Origin of the sequence: Sinorhizobium sp. RAC02, assembly GCF_001713395.1 — a bacterium.
GTDB lineage: Bacteria > Pseudomonadota > Alphaproteobacteria > Rhizobiales > Rhizobiaceae > Shinella.
Map to the genome: position 1 here is coordinate 129,271 of NZ_CP016452.1, position 20,880 is coordinate 150,150.

Annotated in this window: 22 protein-coding genes and 2 pseudogenes; 13 read left to right on the top strand and 11 right to left on the bottom strand. The window is 59.7% G+C overall.

All coding sequences use genetic code 11. The features are described from left to right. Positions 1–3: 3 nt before the first annotated feature. Both BSY16_RS21750 and BSY16_RS21755 read right to left on the bottom strand, forming a co-directional pair. Entirely contained in the window at positions 4–3,114 is a 3,111-nt protein-coding gene (locus tag BSY16_RS21750; protein ID WP_069061972.1) for an efflux RND transporter permease subunit, read from the bottom strand. Further along, entirely contained in the window at positions 3,114–4,229 is a 1,116-nt protein-coding gene (locus BSY16_RS21755) for an efflux RND transporter periplasmic adaptor subunit (protein ID WP_069061973.1), read from the bottom strand. Before BSY16_RS21755 ends, BSY16_RS21750 begins: the two co-directional genes overlap by 1 nt. A gap of 99 nt (positions 4,230–4,328) precedes the next feature. On the opposite strand from BSY16_RS21755, the gene BSY16_RS21760 reads away from it, so the two are divergent. From BSY16_RS21760 to BSY16_RS21775, 4 genes are all read left to right on the top strand, one after another. Then, positions 4,329–4,916, top strand: a complete 588-nt coding sequence (locus tag BSY16_RS21760) for a TetR/AcrR family transcriptional regulator (RefSeq protein WP_069061974.1) — start codon at positions 4,329–4,331, stop codon at positions 4,914–4,916. A gap of 147 nt (positions 4,917–5,063) precedes the next feature. Then, positions 5,064–5,192 (top strand): DUF808 family protein, encoded by a 129-nt coding sequence (locus BSY16_RS32100; RefSeq protein WP_150130097.1) that lies wholly within the window; start codon positions 5,064–5,066, stop codon positions 5,190–5,192. Between the two features lie 83 nt (positions 5,193–5,275). Next, positions 5,276–5,521 (top strand): CopG family ribbon-helix-helix protein, encoded by a 246-nt coding sequence (locus tag BSY16_RS21770; protein ID WP_069061976.1) that lies wholly within the window; start codon positions 5,276–5,278, stop codon positions 5,519–5,521. Next, complete coding sequence (locus tag BSY16_RS21775) at positions 5,518–5,808, top strand: type II toxin-antitoxin system RelE/ParE family toxin (protein WP_069061977.1); 291 nt, start codon at positions 5,518–5,520, stop codon at positions 5,806–5,808. Before BSY16_RS21770 ends, BSY16_RS21775 begins: the two co-directional genes overlap by 4 nt. Before the next feature lie 231 nt (positions 5,809–6,039). Here BSY16_RS21775 and BSY16_RS21780 read toward each other — a convergent pair whose 3' ends face one another. After that, positions 6,040–6,948, bottom strand: coding sequence for a LysR family transcriptional regulator (locus tag BSY16_RS21780; protein WP_083243057.1), 909 nt, complete (start codon positions 6,946–6,948; stop codon positions 6,040–6,042). A 162-nt stretch (positions 6,949–7,110) separates the two neighbouring features. On the opposite strand from BSY16_RS21780, the gene BSY16_RS21785 reads away from it, so the two are divergent. The 3 genes from BSY16_RS21785 (at position 7,111) to BSY16_RS21795 (ending at position 10,308) form a co-directional block, all read left to right on the top strand. Beyond that, on the top strand, positions 7,111–8,646 hold the full coding sequence (locus BSY16_RS21785; protein ID WP_069061979.1) for an MFS transporter: 1,536 nt from the start codon (positions 7,111–7,113) through the stop codon (positions 8,644–8,646). 204 nt (positions 8,647–8,850) lie between these two features. Then, positions 8,851–9,813 (top strand): DUF808 domain-containing protein, encoded by a 963-nt coding sequence (locus BSY16_RS21790; protein WP_069061980.1) that lies wholly within the window; start codon positions 8,851–8,853, stop codon positions 9,811–9,813. A 291-nt stretch (positions 9,814–10,104) separates the two neighbouring features. Beyond that, a complete protein-coding gene (locus tag BSY16_RS21795; protein WP_069061981.1) occupies positions 10,105–10,308 on the top strand; it encodes a cold-shock protein in 204 nt (67 codons plus the stop codon). A 23-nt stretch (positions 10,309–10,331) separates the two neighbouring features. Here BSY16_RS21795 and BSY16_RS21800 read toward each other — a convergent pair. After that, a pseudogene (locus tag BSY16_RS21800) lies at positions 10,332–10,771 on the bottom strand (DUF1810 domain-containing protein). Positions 10,772–11,573: 802 nt separating this feature from the next. On the opposite strand from BSY16_RS21800, the gene BSY16_RS21805 reads away from it, so the two are divergent. The 5 genes from BSY16_RS21805 to BSY16_RS21825 all read left to right on the top strand — a co-directional run bounded on the left by BSY16_RS21805 (position 11,574) and on the right by BSY16_RS21825 (position 14,931). After that, positions 11,574–11,870 (top strand): hypothetical protein, encoded by a 297-nt coding sequence (locus tag BSY16_RS21805; protein ID WP_069061982.1) that lies wholly within the window; start codon positions 11,574–11,576, stop codon positions 11,868–11,870. A 71-nt stretch (positions 11,871–11,941) separates the two neighbouring features. Next, positions 11,942–12,157, top strand: coding sequence for a hypothetical protein (locus BSY16_RS21810; RefSeq protein ID WP_069061983.1), 216 nt, complete (start codon positions 11,942–11,944; stop codon positions 12,155–12,157). A 170-nt stretch (positions 12,158–12,327) separates the two neighbouring features. After that, entirely contained in the window at positions 12,328–12,624 is a 297-nt protein-coding gene (locus tag BSY16_RS21815) for a hypothetical protein (protein ID WP_069061984.1), read from the top strand. Between the two features lie 106 nt (positions 12,625–12,730). Beyond that, the gene (locus tag BSY16_RS21820) at positions 12,731–14,626 is read left to right on the top strand and encodes a DUF2062 domain-containing protein (protein WP_150130098.1); all 1,896 of its coding nucleotides are present in this window, start codon (positions 12,731–12,733) and stop codon (positions 14,624–14,626) included. Further along, positions 14,623–14,931 (top strand): hypothetical protein, encoded by a 309-nt coding sequence (locus BSY16_RS21825; RefSeq protein WP_069061986.1) that lies wholly within the window; start codon positions 14,623–14,625, stop codon positions 14,929–14,931. The genes BSY16_RS21820 and BSY16_RS21825 overlap by 4 nt, the downstream gene beginning before the upstream one ends. On the opposite strand, the gene BSY16_RS21830 is transcribed toward BSY16_RS21825, so the two are convergent. From BSY16_RS21830 to BSY16_RS21855, 7 genes and pseudogenes are all read right to left on the bottom strand, one after another. Next, positions 14,922–15,326, bottom strand: coding sequence for a hypothetical protein (locus tag BSY16_RS21830; RefSeq protein WP_069061987.1), 405 nt, complete (start codon positions 15,324–15,326; stop codon positions 14,922–14,924). The two genes, BSY16_RS21825 and BSY16_RS21830, sit on opposite strands and share 10 nt — an antisense overlap. 20 nt (positions 15,327–15,346) lie before the next feature. Beyond that, a complete protein-coding gene (locus BSY16_RS32105; RefSeq protein WP_150130099.1) occupies positions 15,347–15,586 on the bottom strand; it encodes a hypothetical protein in 240 nt (79 codons plus the stop codon). A gap of 229 nt (positions 15,587–15,815) precedes the next feature. Next, positions 15,816–16,067, bottom strand: a complete 252-nt coding sequence (locus tag BSY16_RS21835; protein WP_069061988.1) for a hypothetical protein — start codon at positions 16,065–16,067, stop codon at positions 15,816–15,818. A gap of 109 nt (positions 16,068–16,176) precedes the next feature. Beyond that, positions 16,177–16,931, bottom strand: a pseudogene (locus BSY16_RS21840) (NYN domain-containing protein). Between the two features lie 379 nt (positions 16,932–17,310). Continuing rightward, entirely contained in the window at positions 17,311–18,222 is a 912-nt protein-coding gene (locus BSY16_RS21845) for a DMT family transporter (RefSeq protein WP_069061990.1), read from the bottom strand. Between the two features lie 83 nt (positions 18,223–18,305). Beyond that, positions 18,306–19,223 (bottom strand): dihydrodipicolinate synthase family protein, encoded by a 918-nt coding sequence (locus tag BSY16_RS21850; protein ID WP_069061991.1) that lies wholly within the window; start codon positions 19,221–19,223, stop codon positions 18,306–18,308. A 22-nt stretch (positions 19,224–19,245) separates the two neighbouring features. Continuing rightward, positions 19,246–19,854 carry a LysE/ArgO family amino acid transporter gene (locus BSY16_RS21855; RefSeq protein ID WP_069061992.1) on the bottom strand — a complete coding sequence of 203 codons (609 nt, stop codon included), beginning with the start codon at positions 19,852–19,854 and terminating at the stop codon, positions 19,246–19,248. A 99-nt stretch (positions 19,855–19,953) separates the two neighbouring features. On the opposite strand from BSY16_RS21855, the gene BSY16_RS21860 reads away from it, so the two are divergent. Next, entirely contained in the window at positions 19,954–20,853 is a 900-nt protein-coding gene (locus BSY16_RS21860; RefSeq protein WP_069061993.1) for a LysR family transcriptional regulator ArgP, read from the top strand. Positions 20,854–20,880: the final 27 nt, after the last annotated feature.

Below are 20,880 nucleotides of genomic sequence, written 5' to 3' on the forward strand. Positions count from 1 at the left end.
CCCCTATTCTGCCGCCAGCGCCATTGGCGGCGCCCGATGTTCGACCGCTTCATCTTTCCCATCTGCTTTGGGTGGTTTGATCCGAAACCACACAGCGTAGAGGGCCGGAAGGAAGAGCAGGATCATCACAGTGCCTGCCGCCGTTCCGCCAATCAGCGTGTAGGCCATCGACCCCCAGAATACCGAGTAGGTCAGAGGTATGAACGCCAGGATGGCTGCAAGCGCAGTCAGGATAACAGGTCTCGTTCGCTGGACGGTCGCCTCGATGACAGCGTGGTAGTCGTCGAGCCCGGCCGCCTGATTTTCCTTGATCTGCTCCGTGAGGATCAGCGTGTTTCGCATCAGGATGCCTGCGAGCCCGATCAAGCCGAGAATGGCGTTGAAGCCGAAGGGTTGATTGAACAGCAGCAAGGTCGGAACCACCCCGGCAAGACCAAGCGGTGCGGTCAGCATCACCATTGTCATTGTCGAGAGACTGCGAACCTGCAGGATGATGATGATCAACATGGCAGCAATCATCAGCGGGAAAACCTGCGCAAGCGCAACATTGGCTTTCAACGACTCCTCGATGTTTCCGCCCATTTCGATGCGGTATCCAACGGGGAGCGATGCGATCAATGGCTGGAGTGCGTTCATGACCTGCTGGGAAACCTCCGGGGGCTGCGTTGCCTCATTGATGTCGGAGCGTATCGTGATCACCGGCATCCGATCGCGACGTTTCAGGATCGGCTCCTCAAACCGGATCTCGGAGTGCCCGAGTTGATCCAACGGAACCTGACGGCCATCCCTGCTCATCAGCGAGAAGTCGGCAAGGCGTGATGGGTCAAGACGGTTGTCGCCGGCACTTCGGGCAACGACGGGCACGTTGCGGATGTTGTCGCGCACTTGCGTGACGGGAATACCGCTGAGCAGCATCTGCATTTGTTGAGCTGCCTCAGACGGCGAGAGACCAATCAGATTGAGCCGTTCCTGATCTGGGACAAATCGCAGAACTGGTGTCCGGTTCCCCCAGTCGCGGTTGGCTTGCCGGACATCGGGAACGGTCTTCATGATAGCCAGAGCCTGCTCGGAGATTTTGTAGAGCTCGTCCTGATCAGGCCCCATGATCCGGAATTCGACAGGGAACGGTGTGTAGGGACCGAATACGAGTTGCGTCGCCCGCACAGACGCTTCGGGGACAAGACCCTCCGATATGGCGGCACGGAGGCGGTGCTTGAGTTCTTCGCGTGCAAGGGCATCGGGTGTGAGCACGACGACCTTGGCGAAGGCGGGATCCGGCAATTCCGGCGCCATGGCGAAGAAGAAGCGTGGAGCGCCCTGCCCTACATAGCTGGTAACGATTTTGGTTTCCGGCTGAGTTTTCAGCCAGCCTTCGACTTTCTCCACTGCGGCTGTTGTGGTTTCGATGCTGGTACCCTCTGGCATACGCACTTCAACCAGCACCTCCGGGCGATCCGATGTCGGGAAAAACTGCTGCTTTACGCTGCCCATCCCAACGACCGAAACGGCCATGGAAATGCCTACCACTGCGCAGACCATGAACTTATGCCGGACGGCGAAAGCGATGCTGGAACGCAGACGACGGTAATTTGGCGTGTCATAGATGGCGTGATGACCGCCCTTTACCGGCTTGATATCAGGCAGCATCTTGACGCCAAGATAGGGCGTGAAGGTGACGGCAACGATCCAGGAGACGATCAGCGCGAAACCGACGACCCAGAAGATGTTGCCGGCGTATTCGCCGGCGGTTGATTTAGCGAAACCAACGGGCATCAAGCCGATGACCGTAACGAGGGTTCCCGACAACATCGGCGCCGCCGTATGGCTCCAGGCATAGGCGGCCGCCTTGATGCGGTCCATGCCCTCTTCCAACTTCACGACCATGACTTCGATGGCGATGATGGCGTCGTCCACCAGAAGTCCGAGCGCAAGGATCAGAGCGCCGAGCGTAATGCGGTCAAAGAAACGCCCCGTTTCGAGCATGATCAGGAAGACGACAGCGAGTGTGAGCGGTACAGCCAGCGCGACAACGATGCCGACGCGCCAGCCAAGAGCGACCAGGCTTACGAAGAGCACGACGCCGAGCGCCATGGCGAACTTGAGCATGAACTCGCCGACTGCCTCATCGATATTGACGGCCTGATCGCTGACTTTGGTCAGCGTCATGCCCAGCGGCAGTGTCTGTGAAATGGCGGCAGAACGAGCCTCGAGTGCCTTGCCAAGATCAAGGCCATTCCAGCCTGCCTGCATGACGGCGCCCAGCATGATTGTCGGCTCGCCCTCGTGGCGGATGATATATGTGGCAGGATCCTGATAACCGCGCCGCACCTCCGCCAGATCGGACAACTTGAGCGTACGTCCAGCAGCTACGATCGGCGTGTCGGCAATCGCCTGCACACTGTTGTAGGCTCCGTCAAAGCGGATGAAGACCTGTGGTCCTCTGGTGTCTATTGATCCTGCGGGTGTGACCGTGTTCTGTCGCTGCAAAGCAGCAGCGATATCTTGTGCCGATATGCCGAGTGTCGCGAGCTTCGGGTATGAGAACTCGACAAAAATCTGTTCAGGACGCTCGCCGACGATGTTGATTTTCTTGACGCCAGGCACGTGCAGGAGGTCCTGACGGATGACCTCTGCCTGTCGCACGAGATCGCGCATCGGCATTCCCTTTGCCTTCAATGCATAGAGACCGAAGCTGACATCGGAGTATTCGTCGTTGACGAACGGGCCCATAACGCCCGGCGGGAGATTGCGGGCTTCGTCACCGAGCTTCTTGCGCGCTTGATAGAACTCATCTGTGACGGCGCTTGCCGGGGTGTTATCCTTGAGGGTGACCGTCAGAAAAGCGTAGCCGGGTCGGGTTGTCGTCTCGACGCGGTCGTACCAGGTGAGTTCCTGAATGCGCTTTTCGAGCGGCTCGGCAACAAGATCCTGCATTTCTCGCGCGGTGGCACCTGGCCAGACTGACGTGACCGTCAGGGTCTTGATGGTGAACGACGGATCCTCGGCGCGTCCCAGTTTGACGAAGGCGTAGGCGCCTGCAGCAGCTAGCAGCACGATAAAGAAGAGGGTGACGGCGCGTTCGCGAACCGCGATGGCGGAAAGATTGAAGTTCATTATTTCGTCACCTCTTGTTGCGAGGCAATTCTGACGGTCACGCCATCGTCGAGAAGATGTGCGCCCAGAGCAACGACCTGCTCTCCGGTTCCTATCCCCGTGACAAATGCCGTCTCCTCGCCAATCTGGCTTACCTTGACCGGTGTGAACTTCACAATCGAAGTGGTGCCGTCCACGACCCACACGCCTGTGCGATTTCCGTCGTCCAAAATTGCGCCGACAGGTACGGCGACTTCCGACTGGCGGTCAGCATCCAGAATTTTGATCGTCACGGTCGAGCCAAGCGGGGCTGCGGCGGCCTCGCCCTCGAGAATATAACGCGCCTCGTAAGTCCGGGTTTGAGGATCGGCAGAATCGGAGATCTGCCGCAGCCTGGCTTTGCCACTCAGACTTCCGCCTCCATAGACACTGGCCCGAGCTTCGGAGCCGGGAGCGGGACGCAGGGTCTCAGGTAGCCAGACGACCGCTTCACGCGGCCCGGACTGCGCCAGTTGCACGACCGTCTGGCCCGCTGCTACGACCTGTCCGGGATCTCCAAGGGTCTGGACTATGGTTCCGTCAGCGTCTGCAACGAGAAGCGTGTAGAGGGTGCCGTTTTCAGCCACTTTGGCGTCTGCTTCTGCCGCCGCAAGCTGAGCCGTGGCGGTGTCGAGCGCTGCTTTTGCCTGTTCATATCGCTGTGGTGTGGCTGCCAGGCCGTTTTTGACAAGTGCTGCATACCGTTTCTCGTCTGCCTGCGCCTGGACCAGAACGGCGCGTGCTGCCGTAACGGTGTTGCGCCTGGATGTGAGCGCCAGCTGAAGGTCGGTTTCATCGATGCGCATGAGCGCCTGGCCTTTGCTGACCTGCTGTCCCACATCGACCATCCGCTCGACGATCTTGCCGGGAACACGGAAACCAAGGTTGCTCTGGACACGGGACGCGACCGTGCCTGTGAAAGAGCGCTCAGCCATTCCAGTGGTCGTTGCCTCTGCAACCCGAACCAGGGGGGAGGCCGTCCTTGGATCAGCAGCCACAGCTTCCTGCCTTGTCGGTTCGTAAAACAGGGAGAAGACTCCCGCAGCGCCAGCCGCTGCCACGAGGCCTACGAGAGACAGGACATGTTTGCGTTTCATTTTTTCGTTCTCTTCTTGACCAGCGATCCAAACAAATTAGATTGCGACCTAACTCTATTCAAGGCATAGATGTCAAATGAAATCTAATTGGAGGTCAATATGAGAGTGAGCCGCGCGCAAGCCGAAGAAAATCGGGACAGGGTGATTGATGTCGCGAGCCGTCTGTTTCGCGAGCATGGCTTCGATGGCATCGGCCTCAAGGATCTGATGAAAGGTGCCGGCCTCACGCAAGGAGGGTTTTACAAGCAGTTTGCGTCGAAGGACGACCTCGCCGCTCTCGCGTCAAGGCGCGCCATGGAAAGCGCCACACGCAGATGGTCAGCGGCGGCGAATGACAGTGCCGCCCCCCTTGAGGCTGTCATGGCGTTCTATCTTTCCCCGGACCACAGGGGAGAAAAGGCGGAAGGTTGCCCGCTGGTGGCGTTGGGATCGGATGCGGCTCGCCATAGCGCGGAGGTCAGGAAACCTTTCGAAGACGGCATCCGTGCCCACTTCGAAGTACTGAATGAACTGACAGACGACGACAAGAGTTCCGAACCAGGCAGCAAGGCCATGGCAATCCTTTCTCTCATGGTGGGCGCCGTGACGCTATCGCGGATCATGGAAGACGAGACCATGTCGCAAGGAATTCTTGATGCGGCGGCTGACGAAGTCAGACGCATTGCGCGCCGTGACGGTGTCGCCTGAAGTCTACGCCGGGTCCAATAACCTGGCGTGAATAAGGGCCGAAGGTGTGCTCCTGCTCCGGCAGGATAAGAGCGTCTGAGGCTCAAACTTGAACCGCATGTCCAGACAATAGGCCCTGACCGCATCGTTGGTCGGGATGCCGAAGGCATGCCAATTTTGACATTGAACACATGGCGTGGCCTCGTCGTCAGCGTCCCGGTGTTCCTCAGTATACTCGCCATGATCGGTACGGCCGCAATGCTCTGGGTCGGAGGAACCCGGCAGTTTCGCTACTAAGCAAACGGCGGCAGACGTCAATTGAACCTTGACGAACCAGCATGGTTCAAAGATAGTCAAGGTGAACAAGAGGCGAGGTTTTCATGACCGCATTCACCATCCGCGTCCCGGACGAAGTGGCCGACCGGCTGAACCAGATTGCTCAAAAGCTCGACCGTTCCCGCTCTTACATGGCAGCACAAGCCATTGAAGATTTCGTGTCACGCGAAGAATGGCAGCTAGCGGAAATTGAAGCCGGAATTGCCGAGGCAGACCGCGGCGAATTCGCCAGTGACGACGACGTGGCACGCGTGGTCGGTAAATATCTCAAGACGACATCTCGGTCATGACGCAGAGGCGCATCCGCTGGACCGTGCGAGCATTGCGGCGGCTTGATGAAATCGGTGCGTACATTGAAAAAGACGACCCGGATGCCGCTGCACGCGTGGTTGCCCGGCTAGTAGCGTCTGTCGACATGTTGGCAGAGCTGCCGACCGTTGGTCGCATCGGTCGCATCACCGGCACGCGCGAAGTCGTATTGTCCGACATTCCCTACATCATCCCTTATCGGGTTCGCCAGGACATCGAGATCATTACGGTGATGCACGCCTCGCAGAAATGGCCGAAAAAGCTGTAAAAGCAGTGTGTCTCTCTCGGGCAGTACTCCAGCAGAATCAAAGCTGCAATCGCTCTTACGGAACAACGCGAGACGATCTGTCTTTCATTAGATTCAATAGCTTAGTGACTATTTGAGGCGTATGCTGTTGTTATGGAACATCGCGCCTTTAAACGCCAAAGCCCCCCCCCCCCAACTGGACCCCCAAACTTCCGTTAGGCAAGCCCCGCGTTGACATCGAGGAGCGTCCGGTCAGGTTTCATGAAGCTCGATCTTAGGCCAGTTGTTGTGAACAGAAGACGCGGTTTCACGCACGGATGTGTTCTTCTCCCTAAAGGCGGCGGCAAGTGTTTGAAGGGCTTTGCGAGACCGCATGTCGGTCAACGACGAATGGAGAACAATCTCTGATGACGGAAGAGGCGGCAAGCCGAAGCGCTTGCTGACTTCAATCGTATCGGCCGGCGCCAGGCGGCAGGAAAATGGGGCAATGGCCAGTCCCGCCGAGACTGCGGCGTTAACGGCGGTCGATACGCCGACGAACACCTCTATCCAGGCGATGCCGACTGCATCAAGGGCCTGGGTCGCAATACCGCGCACACCGCAGAGCGGTGCAAGCGCTGCGAGCCGAAGCGGCTCCCCGGAAGCTTGCTGAAATCCCGGCGAAGCGAACCAGCCAAAATGCTCCGGCCCAAGTGTCTCGCCGTCGCGCCGGTCTTCCTCACGACGAATGATAACGGCATCAAGCTCGCCGCGATCGAAGGCGCCAAGAAGATTTCGCGAGGTTTCGAGGCGAACCTCGATGCACAGGCCCGGATCATGAGAATAAAGCCGGGTGAGCAAAGTCGGAAGCTCCGGACCAGCGACATGGGCCGCAATACCGAGACCAAAGCGGCGCCGCGACGACAACAGTCCCGCCAAAGCTCTCTCGTGGGCAGCGAGGAATTCGCGCGCACCTTCGATGAACACGGCACCTTGAGCCGAGAGACGAACCTGTCTCGGGGTCCGCTCGACCAGCCTGACACCGAGCCGGTCTTCCAGTCTTTTCAACTTTACGCTTATGGCGCCTTGTGTGGTGCCAAGGAGTTGCGCGGCACGCGTAAAGCTCTGGAAATCGGCAATCGCGACAAATGCCTGGACTGCGTCCACTTCGAGCGTCGTCACTTCAATAATCCCGTTTTGTTGTCTCTGATATATTTAAACATCCAATTACGTTGTGATCAAGTCCCGACTATCGTGCGCTGATCCAAGAGAAATCACTTGGGTGAGCCTTTGGACTGGGAAACGTTTCCCTCCCGGCTCGCGATTACGTCGAAAGGTCAATAAATGAACGAATCCTTTAGTCGCCGCACCGCGCTGACGCTGGCGGCCGTCTGTCTTTCGTCTCTGATGTTCGGATTGGAAATCTCGAGCATCCCGGCCATCCTGCCAACGCTGGAACAGGTATTGAAAGCGGACTTCAAGCAGCTACAATGGATCATGAACGCCTATACCATCGCTGTCACCGCGGTTCTGATGGGGGCTGGCGCACTGGCCGACCGCTATGGCCGAAAGCGGGTCTTCGTTACTGGCATTGTTACGTTCGGTATCGCCTCGCTCATCTGTGGTCTGACAGATAGCGTTAAAGTTTTGATCATCGCTCGCTTCGTCCAGGGCATGGCCGGCGGTGTCATGCTCATCTGCCAGATCGCTGTGCTCTCGCACCAGTTCCAATCTGGCCGGCTTCGCGGGATCGCTTTCAGCTGGTGGGGAATAGTCTTTGGCGTAGGCCTCGGATTTGGCCCGATCGTCGGTGGGGCAATTGTCGCGCTTTGGAGTTGGGAATGGGTGTTTCTTGTCCATGTCTTGCTTTCAGGCGTAACGACGGCGCTTGCGCTCGCCGGTGTGCAGGGCTCGCGCGATCCGAATGCCGACAGCCTTGATATCGCCGGCATTGTCACGCTCGCTGCCGCGGTCTTTAGCCTTGCTTATTACATCACTCAAGGCCCCGATCTCGGCGTTACCAGCCCAACTGCACTGTCGATCCTGGGCTTTGCCATTCTCAGCCTGATTGGTTTTGTCATCGCCGAAAGAACAAGCGCCCGGCCGATGTTTGACTTTTCGGTGTTTCGCATCCGCCGCTTCTCCGGCGCACTGTTCGGTTCGATAGGCATGAACATCAGCTTCTGGCCGTTCATGATCTATCTACCGATATGGTTTCAGGCGGGGCTTGGTTACGACGGCGTTGTCGCAAGCATGGCTCTTTTGGCTTACACACTTCCCACGCTTATCGTGCCGCCCGTGGCAGAACGTATGATGCTTCGCCTCAGCCCTGGAATCGTCATCCCCGCTGGCCTTTTCACGATCGGGCTCGGCTTTGTCATCATGAAGATCGGTAGCAGCGTCTCTGATGCGAGTTGGCTGACAATGCTGCCGGGATGCGTGTTGGCGGGCATCGGCCTTGGGTTCACCAATACAACTGTTACCAATGCGGCGACAGGCGCAGTCACGTCCGAGCGCGTTGGCATGGCTTCCGGTATCGACACCAGCGCACGGATGATTTCGCTAGCCATCAACATCGCACTCATGGGCCTCATACTGGTTGAAGGTGTGCTTTTCGTGCTGAAACGTTCCCTTCCACAGCAAACTCTCGATACGGAGCTGCGCATGCTCGCCGAAAAAATCTCGGCCGGTAGCACAATCGCATCCCATTATGGATTGGAAGACAGTGTTGTGCATGCCGCTTTGCGCGACGGCTTTGGCTGGGTCATGCTCTACGGAGCACTCGGTGTATGGCTATGTGCCGCAGCAAGTTTGGTCGTCTTCACTCTTCCCTCGAAACCAGAAAATGAACCAAAAGGCTCAATAGTGAAATCGACTTAGCGACGCTGACCGGCACATCGGCATGCCCAGATTGCACACTTCTCGGGTCTTGAAGGGAATCGAACCAGCGACGAGGGAAAGCGGAGGCTCCGATACAAGTTTAACGCATTTGCGACCTTGATCTCACGGTTGACGAGATGTCGGACTGGACAATCCCTACAAGGCAACCGATATCCCCTTGCGGCTGAACGAATGGGAAATCATATGGCAACCGGACTGATCGCACTCCTCGATGACGTCGCCGCGATCGCGAAGCTCGCGGCCGCGTCTCTGGACGACATCGCCGCCCAGACCGCGAAGGCAGGAGCGAAAGCGGCTGGGGTCGTGATTGACGACGCGGCGGTGACGCCGAGATACGTGGTCGGCCTTTCGCCGGCGCGGGAACTGCCGATCATCGCCAAGATCGCGCTCGGGTCCTTGAAGAACAAGCTACTCTACCTTCTTCCGGCCGGAATTTTCTTGGGCTATTTTGCGCCATGGGCGATCACGCCCCTCCTGATGGTCGGGGGCCTCTATCTCTGCTACGAAGGGGCCGAAAAGCTGTACGAGGCCGTCATGCCTCACGACGCCCACGAACACGAGGCAGCGGTGTCGGGAACTTCCGATCCGGTCGCTATGGAAAACCAGAAAGTGTCGGGCGCGATAAGGACAGATTTCATACTCTCCGCCGAAATCATGGCGTTGACGCTCGCCAACGTCGCCGCCTCCAATATCTACACGCAGGCGGCGGTCCTGGCTTCAGTCGGCATTCTGATCACCCTGGCCGTCTACGGCGTCGTCGCCCTTATCGTGAAGGCGGACGATGCGGGGCTGGCGCTTGCTGGTTCCTCGGTCGGCCTATTGCGAGCATTCGGGCGTGGCCTCGTCGTCAGCGTCCCGGTGTTCCTCAGTATACTCGCCATGATCGGTACGGCCGCCATGCTCTGGGTCGGAGGAAGCATTCTCGTACACGGCATGGCCGAACTGGGCTACCACGGCCCGGAACACGTCATCGAAAGGATAGCTGGGGGCGTTAGCACCGTGTCCGCCTACCTCCCGGAGGCCCTGCACTGGACGACGACATCCGCGCTCCAGGCCGTGCTGGCCATATTGGTCGGCGGTGTGACCATTTTCCTCGTGCATGCCTCAGCACCCTTGATCCGGCGGCTCCTACCGCAGAGTCAATGATCCGAGGGACACCCCTGGGAGTATTCCGTCACCCAATGACTGGACGAGTGCGCAAATGGAAATCAAGGTCTATCTCGACGACACTAAATCGCGCCTTCTGTGTGATTAAGCGTTGAGGTTTGACCCCTTTCGGCGCGGACGAATGACCCCGGTCTTGGTAGATTAACATGCTGATTAATTTGTGGTTTGGGAAATGTGACTGAGGTCAACCGTCGGCGCCGATGGTGGGGTCAACACCACGCCGAAACACACCGCCGGCGGCGCGAACGCCGCTCAGTCGCGAGGATCACAATGGCAACTGGTACCGTTAAGTTTTTCAATCAGGATAAGGGTTTTGGCTTCATCACGCCCGATGATGGCGGCCAGGATGTATTCGTCCATGTCTCGGCGGTGTTGTCGGGCGGGCCTCTGAAAGATGGCACGAAGGTCAGCTATGACATCGGCCAGGATCGCAAGGCCGGAAAGTCGAAAGCGGAAGACGTTCGCGCGATCTGATCGACCTCTGCGCCACGCGGCGGCTATTTGCCGCCGCCTGTGAGTTTGAGAGTACGACGATCTGGCTCGCCGGCAAAGAAGCGCTCCAGAGTGAGCCGGAATCGTTCCCCGTCCTCCACGGCAGCTTCGCCAAACAGCGTCATGGATGAGCGGAATTTCAGATCATCGGGCGAACTGAAAATATCATGGGCGGAACGGTCGGTTACTCCAAGCACCGCATCAGTGGCCCGCGCCAATCTGTCAGCAAGTACCGAATGTCGGAGATAAGCCCGGGCTTCCTCGAGAGAGCCGATGCCGTAGAAGTCCGCGGTGGGAGACCTGCCCAGTACGCGCAATTGCGGGAAGATGAACCACATCCAATGGGTTTGCTTGCGTCCGGCCCTGAGTTCAGCGAGCACCGTCTCGAAGATGCGGTCTTGTGCTGCACGAAGCGGGAAAGCTCGAAAGGATCGTCCTGCGCCATCGATCGTCCTTTCGGATGACGCCGTCAGATCGGTGCGGCGGCCAGGAGGACCGCGACGGGCACCGTGATTGCCGACGCGCTGATCGCGACCGCCGCCGCAAGCCTGATCAGGCGGGCGCGTCTCGCGCGCCGAGGATCCCATTCATACGCCATACCCTGTCCCTCCGAACGCCAGAACAGCATGTGAAGCCGGGAGAGTCCATCCCCTTGCGCGCTCGCGCGTGATCTCGCGAGCGCGCGCTATTGCAAAGCGCCGCACCGCTCTTATTTCTTGCTGCGGAGGTCATTGGCGTAGCTGTGATGCAGGAATCCGTCATAAATATCGTATCGAATGATGCGGTCGAAATCTTGATGCCGAGCGGAAACAGAGGCCGGCTCCGATGCTCTGTCGTCTGCCTCTGTTGCGAGCGGGCGGACCAGCCGATGGACGACGACGGCTGCGGCATTTGCGATGCGTGCCTTGGTTTACCCATTCGAGCAACCGATGCTTCGGACGGCCTTGAATGCCCGACATCCTCCCCCCATCTTTCGCTCACTGCCCGTCATCGATGACTACCTACAGCGATTGAACTCAGTCGCACGTTCGTAGTCGTCCGGGTCCGAAGGGCGCTCCCCGAAAGGGTCGAGCGCCCTTCGTCATTTCGGCAGGATGCCGACCATGATCGCGACGGTCGTTTGACTTCCTGTCGTAGCGCACCAGATGAGCACCGTTCGTCCGACTCAAGCGGAGGAACTGGGGAGGTTCTCGCAGCCCCCGCTGCATCGGATCTCTCCATCAACATGAATGCATGCAGGACACGAAATGCCGCTTATCAGAAAGCAGGGCGCATCGGCGCCAAAGGAACTCGGGCTGTTCTGGCCAATGCAGACGTCCGACGGAATGACCGTCGACGTCTTCGTCTATGCCAGCACACTGCAGCAGCTTGATCCGGACTCGGTTGGCCCGGTCGGGTTGCTAAAACGGCATAGAACTTTGCTGGAAAGCATCGCGAGTGAGAAATTCGACCGAGACGGCGTGACCGGCCCCTATATGCTTCATATTACGCATGAAGATCTCCGCGCCGCGCAAGCGGGCGACGCGATCGGCGCCGGTACTTGAGCAAGCCTGCAATCTTCGCGCAAGGACCTTGAGGCATCTTGCGCGGCCGCAGTGCCGACACGGAGAAACCCTTGGACAATGGATCGAGCATTTTTGCATCGAGTACGGAGCGCATGGCGTGGAACATCGCCGCGCGCCATCTTGCGAACGGCCATAAAGATCCTGTCGCGATGATTATCGAGGGCATACAGGAAGAGCGCAGGCGCTGTGTCGAACTGTTGCGCTGCGCAAACGGAGGAGACGCAGAAATCCCAACGTTCCTTGTCGACCCTGACCACGAGTGGTAGGCGCCCCCATCGCAATCGCCGGTCGTTACCTCGCAAATTTCCGCGGGTTCGTGGACGATGGAGTTCTCAATCGACCGTCATGTTACAATGTCTCCGCGTGCTCGAGTAGACGGAATGTCAACGTCAACTCGGAGATCCCGGTCCCAGCAGGCGGTCCCGAAACACATATAATGCGCATTCTCATGATTCTCGGCTCCCTGATCGTGGGAACGGTCGCCGGCATCTACATGTTCGCAACAATCTGGCATCGCACTGCCCCGGAAAGTGCCATGGCTATGACGGTCGGAGGAGGCACGCCGATCGTCTTCGGCGTTCTCGCGTATCTCGGCACAAAGTCTGCCGACGGCCAGCGGCCCAACCTCGGCAGCGCGAAGACCTGGTTGGCCATCTTGGGCATAGCGGCGGCCGCGGCGGGGCTCTTTCTGGTATTGATCGTCGCTGGGGCCTTGTTGGTCCAGCGTGGCTGAAGCATGATCGAATTTCAGCGTCCTATCCGGAAAAGCACGGCCACCAGACGATGCCCATGACCGATCCCGTCCGTTTCTTCGCGCGCGGCATTCGCTTGGTGGCGGCATGAGCGACGAACGCCCCGCCCGTGGGATGCTCCTCATCGTTCTGCGGCTGTCGTTCGGCCTTGCTCTTCTCGTCGTCCCCTTCCTCGTCCCGCTTTACCTTCCACTGCAACTCGTCCCCCTGTACTGGGTCGCGGCCATGATCATCGAATGTGTGGAGGACAGGCTTTTCGGTGAAGTGAACCATACCTTCCTATGGATGCTTGGTGCTTGCTGGGGCCTCAGCTATGCGACAGCCCAACTCGTGCCGTGGACGATATTAAGCCTTATCGCCGGCCTTGCATGCTTTGTCGTCCTGCTCTGGCTGCAAACGATCTGGGAAAAATTCGCAAAGCTTAGGATCGTGCGAAAACGGCCAGGACCGCGCCTGACCGAAACGGAGCCGGTGCCTTTCACGGGGACAAGCGCATGGGGCGGCCCCGCGCCGGTCACTCCGGAAGGCGAGACGCTACGGGTTCTGTCCTGCGGCGAATTCGCCATGGGCGGCCCGGTCATCTGCGACTACCTGTTTGCGGACGGCAGCGTCATCCTCGGCGCCGGCGCATCGACCGGCTTTTCGCCCGATGGCCGCTATTTCGTTTCGCCGAGCCCGTCGCGTGAGAAATGGTCTTTGCTGCTCTTCGACCGTCACCACCGGCTGCTGTACCGCTGCCATGAGGCAAACGCTTTCTGGGAAATCGACCTTGTCGGAGACAATACGGTGACCGGCCGGCGGAGCCCGCTCACCTCGAACCAGACCTATACGGTCATGATCGACGACCTGATCACCAGTTCCAGCCCAGAACGCCTGGTCTGCGTCGCCGACCTATGGATTCCCGAAGGGGACTGGCAATATATACGCATGCGCCAGGATGTTTCCTGCCCTTCCTCGCCGCCCGGTGGCCCCGTTCTCGCGGCAACACCGTATCTCCCGCCCAGCCTCATGGCGCTCGAGGCACCGCTCGATCCGCTCTACTATCCGAAAGCGGAACTGTTCGTCGACGGCGTGGCGAGCGGCTTGCTCATCGCCACGGAGCAGGCGGAATTCGCATGGCGGCAGGATGCCGGTGCCTTCGTCTGCGAGGCGACCCCCAAGAGCGATGGCGGCGAGGCTGGCTATTGGCTGTGGGTTTCATCCTCCGGATGGCGAAGGATCCCGCCAGGACGCGGCCTGCAAGACGACATCCCTTATGCCGCCCGCGATAAGTTCGCGGGTCTCGGTCCCGAGAGCCTGACCGTTCAGTGGTCGCTGTCGCAGCCAAGACTGAGCCATGACGACTTCGGCCAACTCGACGGCTACACGCATTCAGCCCTTGAGATCGATGGCCGGCTCCATCCTCAGCCGATCGTCCGGCAGCATGTACTTCTGGACGAGGTCGACCCGGACCGCGAGCGCCTCGAAAGCGAACCGCTGAGGAATGGCCTGACGCTGTCCTGGCGCTATCTGCGCACAGATATGGATTTGTCTCGCCATGTCTATAGCTGCGCGTTCGGCGACCACCCCCTGGATGGGGAATGGCTGCTGGATCACCGCCTGTCGGCCAACCGCACACACGCCGCCCTCGTCGCCTATGATCCCGCGCCCTCCATTCCGCATCGCATTGGGGTGCTGAATGCCGAAACCGGGTCGGTCGAATGGGTGGAGGAGACATTTTACCTCCCCCAGCTCCAGGCGTTCAGCGACCATGCACTCTACCTGGTTCACATGGAAGGCCGTATCGATGTCTCCCCCGACGACGGGCCGGGCACCTTCTCCAACAGCGAGGAGGCCCAGCGGTTGAGCGAAATCCGCCCACCGCTCGATCAGGCCCGCACTTTCCTGGCGCATCGCGCGGACTCCCGCCTGCAATACCGTCGTGCGGCCGTCACAGGTAAAGACGACCGCTGGCAGGCCATCGAACCGAAAGGGTGGAAATGAAGTATTACAGCCGGATCAGCCTTGCCATCAGCATTTCGGCTCTCGCGCTGTGGATTTGTGCCTTATCGACCTACACGTCCCCACGCGGGGGAGACGGGATGGGGCCGAACCCCACCGGCATTCTGCTATACATCTCCACCTGGCTGGTGGCGGGCATCCTGGCGCATTCCACCATCGCTGCCGCGGTGTGGGGATTCTTAAAGGGCAGGATGGGCGTTGCGCGGAAACGCCAAATCACTCTCTGGATCAACGTCATCCTGTGGACGCTGTTCCTCGTGCTCGTGAAGAAATGGTTCTACTTCTGAGCGCTTCGGATTCCGAAAGTTTTTTCCCGACCGAGGTGTCGGAACCAACCGAAAAAAATCGCCAGAAAAACCCCTGCGGTGACCACGAACAACGCAGTTTGCGCTTGAAACCAGGGCGTACGCGCCGATGGCCAGAACAGCCAACGCGCTGCGAACAATATGCCGGGGAGGACCATGAAGGTGCCGAAGCTGACCAATATGCCCAAGATCAAATTGAACGGCACCGCCAGGGTGGGGTCCGGGTGATGCTCATCGTACATAATGCTATGCCAAAGGCCGGTTCCCGCTCCCGTCGTGAAGGAAATGCCGGCGGCGAGAAGGAGAAGCATGCCGCTTCGAGGCGCAGGACGCACGGCGCGCGCCTCCGTGACGATATCGTCCTTTCGTTCCTGCATTCCGGCGCCCGGTTCCTCGGTCAAGGCAAGCCTAGTTCGGCAATCAGGTTGGCTGGAAGATCGGCGGTAACGTTCGCCGCATCGCCCGCGGCCATGACCAGCGCCCCCTCGCCCCAGATATCGTATTCCATGTCGATGCGCATGCCGTCCCGCTCAAGCACGGCCCACGAATGATCAAGGCCGCCGCCCATATTCAGGCGCCATCCCCTATCCCTCAAGGCAAAGACCGTCGCCCGCCATGCATCCTTCGGGATCTGCAATCGATGGATTTGCTCCTGCACCCTCAGTCAATTTCTTTTGGCACGAGGCGGTATAGTTTCATGTTGGCATGCAAAAAGCATCACGAATTGGTCCCCCTGGCAGTCGAGACGGCGCGACCGGCACCAATCTCCTTCATGTTACGGAAGAGGATCTACGCGTCGCGCAAGCGAGCAAAGGCAGACGACGCACAGTAGGGGCCCAAACTCGCTGGGGCGCCAACATGCGTCATCAGGAATCCGTCGCCGGGATCGCGCGCCGTCCCTCGGCTTTCTTCGATTTCAGCGCGGCTTCGATCTGCTTGATCACTTTGGCCGCCTCGAGCAAGATTGCCTTCATCTCATCCTCCTTCAGATGCAACGGCATCCCTCCGGCTTGAATGAGATCCATGGCCTCGGCGGACTCCTGAAGTCGCCCGGGCTCCCCGAGCAAATCCCAACCCTCCTTGATCGTCACGTAGGCACGTCCGAGCAGTCGAAGCATTTCTCCTTCGGAGACTGTTTGCACCTAGTCGGCTGCCCTCGTCAGTTCCGCGACTACGTCAGCAATGCTCTTCACCAATCACCCCCACTTTATGGGGACGCCGGCAGCTCTACGACGGATTTGCTTTTGGTTTTGACTTGGCCTGTGGCTTGATCCGGATACGCACCACTCCCCCCTGCGGATGGTCGATCTCGAAGGCGTTCGTCTTACGTACGAGGTCGCTGAGTTTCCGGAAGCCGTAGGTGCGCGGATCGAAATCGGACGCGAGATTTGCAAGCTGCGTCCCGACCGCGCCAAGGGGTACCCAGCCGTCCTCGCTGTCCATCTGCGCGATAACCTTGCGGATAATTGGCACTGCGGCCGATGGCTGCTGCAGGGGTTTCGCCGCGGAGGTGGATTCCACCTCATTCGCGGGCGCGGAAGGCAGAAGGTTCTCGGTATAGACAAACCGCCGGCAAGCCTGGCGAAAGCTCTCCGGCGTCTTCTGTTCTCCGAAACCGAACACATCGGCACCCTGCTCGCGGATGCGCGCGGCAAGCCGCGTGAAATCGCTGTCGGAGGAAACCAGGCAGAACCCGTCGGAACGACCACTATGGAGGAGGTCCATGGCGTCGATCACCAGGGTGATGTCGGAGGCGTTCTTGCCCGTCGTATAGGCGAACTGCTGCTGTGGGATGATCGCATGCTTGGCCAATATCTCGGCCCAGGTCTTCGAGCGCGCGCTGGAGAAATCACCGTAGATGCGGCGGACGCTGGCCTCGCCGATCTTGGCAATCTCCTCGAACAGGCCATCCGCGATCTTCGCAGAAGCATTGTCGGCATCGATGAGAACGGCAAGGCGGGGCGAACGGGTTCGGATGGCATGAGGCCTCCTGTCAGAGGATAAGGCAGGGGAGTATACCGCCTAACGACTGGTGATCGTAGAAATTGAATTGAGGACTGGATAGAGCGTGATGCGGTCACCTCCAGCTTTTCCAACAAGAGTGCGAGGTCGTGAGAAAGACCTGCAGTCATCCCGACAGCGTGGAGCGCTTCATCGGAACGGATTAATAGGCCATGCGTTCCGGCTGGTGGCGTTGATGGGATCTGAACCGCTGACCCTGGTGGGTAAAAGCCTAATTGTACTCAATTGCCCGCCCACACGAAAACTTGGGGCTGAAGGACCGATTTTGGGACGGTCGTACTTTAAGATTTCAGGATCGCGCTGAAACGACGATTATGCGCTCCAACAGGAGGCTTCTTCTCAGCGGGACGGGGTCGTGGCGATGTGGCGCACCGGCCACGTCATCGCGATCACGCCCGCGAGAACGCAGACAAAGCCCAGCCAAGCCATCGGCATCAACGTCTCTTCCAGAAACAGCACGCCGAGCCCCACGCCGATCGGCACGCGCATATAGGCCTGCGCCGTCGTCCCGACCGAGCCCAGTGTCTGGATAAGCCGGAAATAGATCACGAAGGCGAGCGCCGTCGAAAAAACGGATAGCCCGAGGAGCGCGGCCAGGGAACTACTGCTGGGGGTCAATGTCCACGGGCGATCGACGATCAGGCTGGCGGGAATGAGGAGAACCGCGCCGCAGATCATCGACCCGGCAGCCGGCAGCATCGAATCCATTCCCCGGAAATTCTTCCCGAAAATCGCGGCGCCCGCATAGGAGATCGTCGCTGCGACGATGGCGAGCTGTGCCCAGGTTTCTTGTCCGAGACCCTCCAATGCTTCGAAGCCGACGATGAGGCAAACGCCCAACAGACCGGCGAAAACCCCGAATAGCTTGCGACCTGACACCGCCTCATGACGGGTGATGAGAACCGTCAGCAGGAAGGTGAAGATCGGCGAGGTCGAATTGAGGATCGTCGCGAGTCCGGCATCGGTCGTCTGCTCCGCCCAGGCAATCAGTGTGAACGGGATGACGCTGTTGAGGCAGGCCTGAAACAGAAAGCGGCCCCAACTCGTGCGGTCCCGCGGCAGCGAGAGGCCGCGTGCCTTCACGAGAACGAGGAGCAGGCTTCCTGCAATCAGCGTTCTGGCCGCGATCAACGTTATCGGCGGGATCGTTTCGACACCGATCTTGATGAAGGTGTAAGACGAGCCCCACAGCGTCGACAGAAGGACCAGCAGGCATAGATCGGCCGCCCGGTTTGTTTGCTCTGATCTCATTCAGGTTCGTCCTTGCCTATATCTGCGTGCACACCCTAGCGGACGCATATCGAAAATAGTTCGGTGCAGGCCGAAGCATGGCTTCAGGTATCCGCAGCACGTCCCATTGGTTCGATTTCCAGGCTTTCGAGCGCCGCTTCCACCCGCAGGATATCGACAGGACACAGGGGCAGGATCGGCCGTGGTGGAACGACGCGGCAGAGACCGACAATATCCGCGATGGCATACATCACGCGAAAACTCCCAAATTCCTTGAACAGGCTCCAGAGCGGTTGGAACGCTTGGTCGAGCCTCTCCGCTTCTTCCCTGTCGCCGGCCACGGCGGCTCGGGTCAGCGCTAAGGCCTCGGCCGGCAGCAGGCCGGCGGCGACGCTGTACCAGGCATCGCCGCCAGACAGCAGCGATTGCGCCGCGCCCCAATCGCCGCTGTAGCCGATGGAAAAACCGGCAGGTGTCACGGCGCGCAGCCGGGCAAGCTCGGCGCGGAAGTCGCCATCCGCCGGCAGCGGCATCTTGATGGCAGCAATACCGGCTACCTTTGCAAGCCGCGCGATCAGGCTGTCGCTGAAGATGAACCGGGTGGTGCCGGGATTGTTGTAGATGCACAGCGGCAAGCCGCCGGCCTCAGCGACGGCGGACATGTGCTGAAAGACCTCTTCCTCCGTGAGCGGCGTATAGGACATGGGTGCGAGCAGCAGGCCATCAGCCCCGGCCGCCTTCGCATCGCGGGCGAGCGCTTCCGCCTCGTCCGTGCGCAGCGCGCCGACGCCGACGATGACGGGAATCCTGCCGCCGACGCTCTCCATCGCGGCCTCGACCGCGCGCCGCCGCTCATCCCGCGACAGGAAAGCATAACAGCCGGTGCTGCCCAGAAGACCGATGGAATTCGCGCCGGCCCGCAGGATGCGTTTGAGCAGGCGCGCAAGGATCGCCGTGTCGACGCGGCCCGCCGCATCCGTCGGTGTGATGGAAAAGGCCGAAAGGCCGTTGAAGAGGGTCATGGTCTTCTCCTGCCGCCACCGATCATAGACCACTGGCGAGCTTGAAAGCGATCAGCCACATTGTCACCGCGACAATCCCCTCCAGAACGCGCCAGGCCACCGGATTGGCGAAGACCGGCCGCAGCTTCGTGGCGCCATAACCAAGCGAGAAGAAGAACAGGAACGAAGCCGTGACCGCGCCGGCCGCGAAGGACGCTTCAAGGCCCGGGAAGCGCGTCGAGATCGTGCCGAGCAGCACCACGGTATCGAGATAGACATGCGGATTGAGCCAGGTGAGCGCAAGGCCGGTGAGCAGCGCCTTGCGCAGGCTGGAGGCGTTGCCCTCCCCCGCCGCCAGCGCGCCGGACGAGCGAAAAGCGGAATAGAGGTTTTTCGCGCCATACCAGACGAGGAAGATGGCCCCGCCATAGCGCATGAGAGGATCGAGCCATGGCAACACCGCGGCGATTTGCTGGAAACTCGTGATGCCGATCAGGATCAGCACCCCATCGGACAGCGCGCAGGCAAGGCAGATCGCAAAAACATGCTCGTTGCGCAGGCCCTGCCGCAACACAAAGGCGTTCTGGGCTCCGATCGCCACTATCAGGCTGAGGCCCATGGTGAACCCAGTGAAATAAACGGAAAAACTCATGTGCCGCGCAATGCTCCCTCTTCGCTGCGCTTTTCCGTATCGCGGCGGGCAGGTTCAGGCTAGTTAATGCTACTAACTCAAATTAAGCAGAATTAATCCATGCTCGACTATTCCGCTCTCCGCGCCGTTGCGGCCGTGGTGCAGACCGGCAGCTTCGAAAAGGCTGCAGGTCTCCTGAACGTGACGCCCTCGGCCGTCTCCCAGCGTATCAAGCAGTTGGAGGAGCGCCTGGGCGTCGTGCTGATCGTTCGCGGTGCGCCCTGCGCGGCGACGGAGACGGGTGAGTGGCTCTGCCGGCACATGGAAAATGTCGGCATCCTGGAAGGCGAGTTGCTGCGGCATCTGCCGGCCCTGGCTTCGCCTGACGAATCCCGCCAGCGGGTGACACTGCACATCGCGACCAATGCCGACAGCCTCGCAACCTGGTTTCTGGCGGCGATCGCGACGTTCACGAAACAGACATCCTATCTCGCGAACGTGGCGATCGACGACGAGGACCATACGGCCGAATGGCTTGAGCGCGGGAGGGTGCTGGCGGCGGTCACCAGCCACGAAAAGCCGGTCCGAGGTTGCCGCCGCCTGTCCCTCGGCATGCTGCGCTATCATGCAACGGCGAGTCCGGATTTCATGGCACGCCACTTCCCCGACGAATTGTCGCCCGAAGCTCTGATGCGCGCACCATCGCTCATCTTCAACCAGAAAGACCGTTTGCAGACCCGGTGGATCCGTCAAACCCTCGGAAGGGACGTCACCTGCCCGACCCACTGGCTGCCGTCGACGCAAAGTTTCGTCGAAGCGAGTTTGGCCGGCATGGGCTGGGGCATGAACCCGGCGCTCCTGGTGCGAGAACACATCGCGGCGGGCCGCCTGGTCGAATTGTGTCCGCAATCCCCGCTCGACATTCCGCTCTACTGGCAGATCAACCGGCTCGCCGCAGACCGGCTGCACGAACTCACCCGAGAGGTCATGGAGAAAGCACGCATATACCTCTTGCACTGAGGCACAGCAGGACATCCCTTCCGGCCG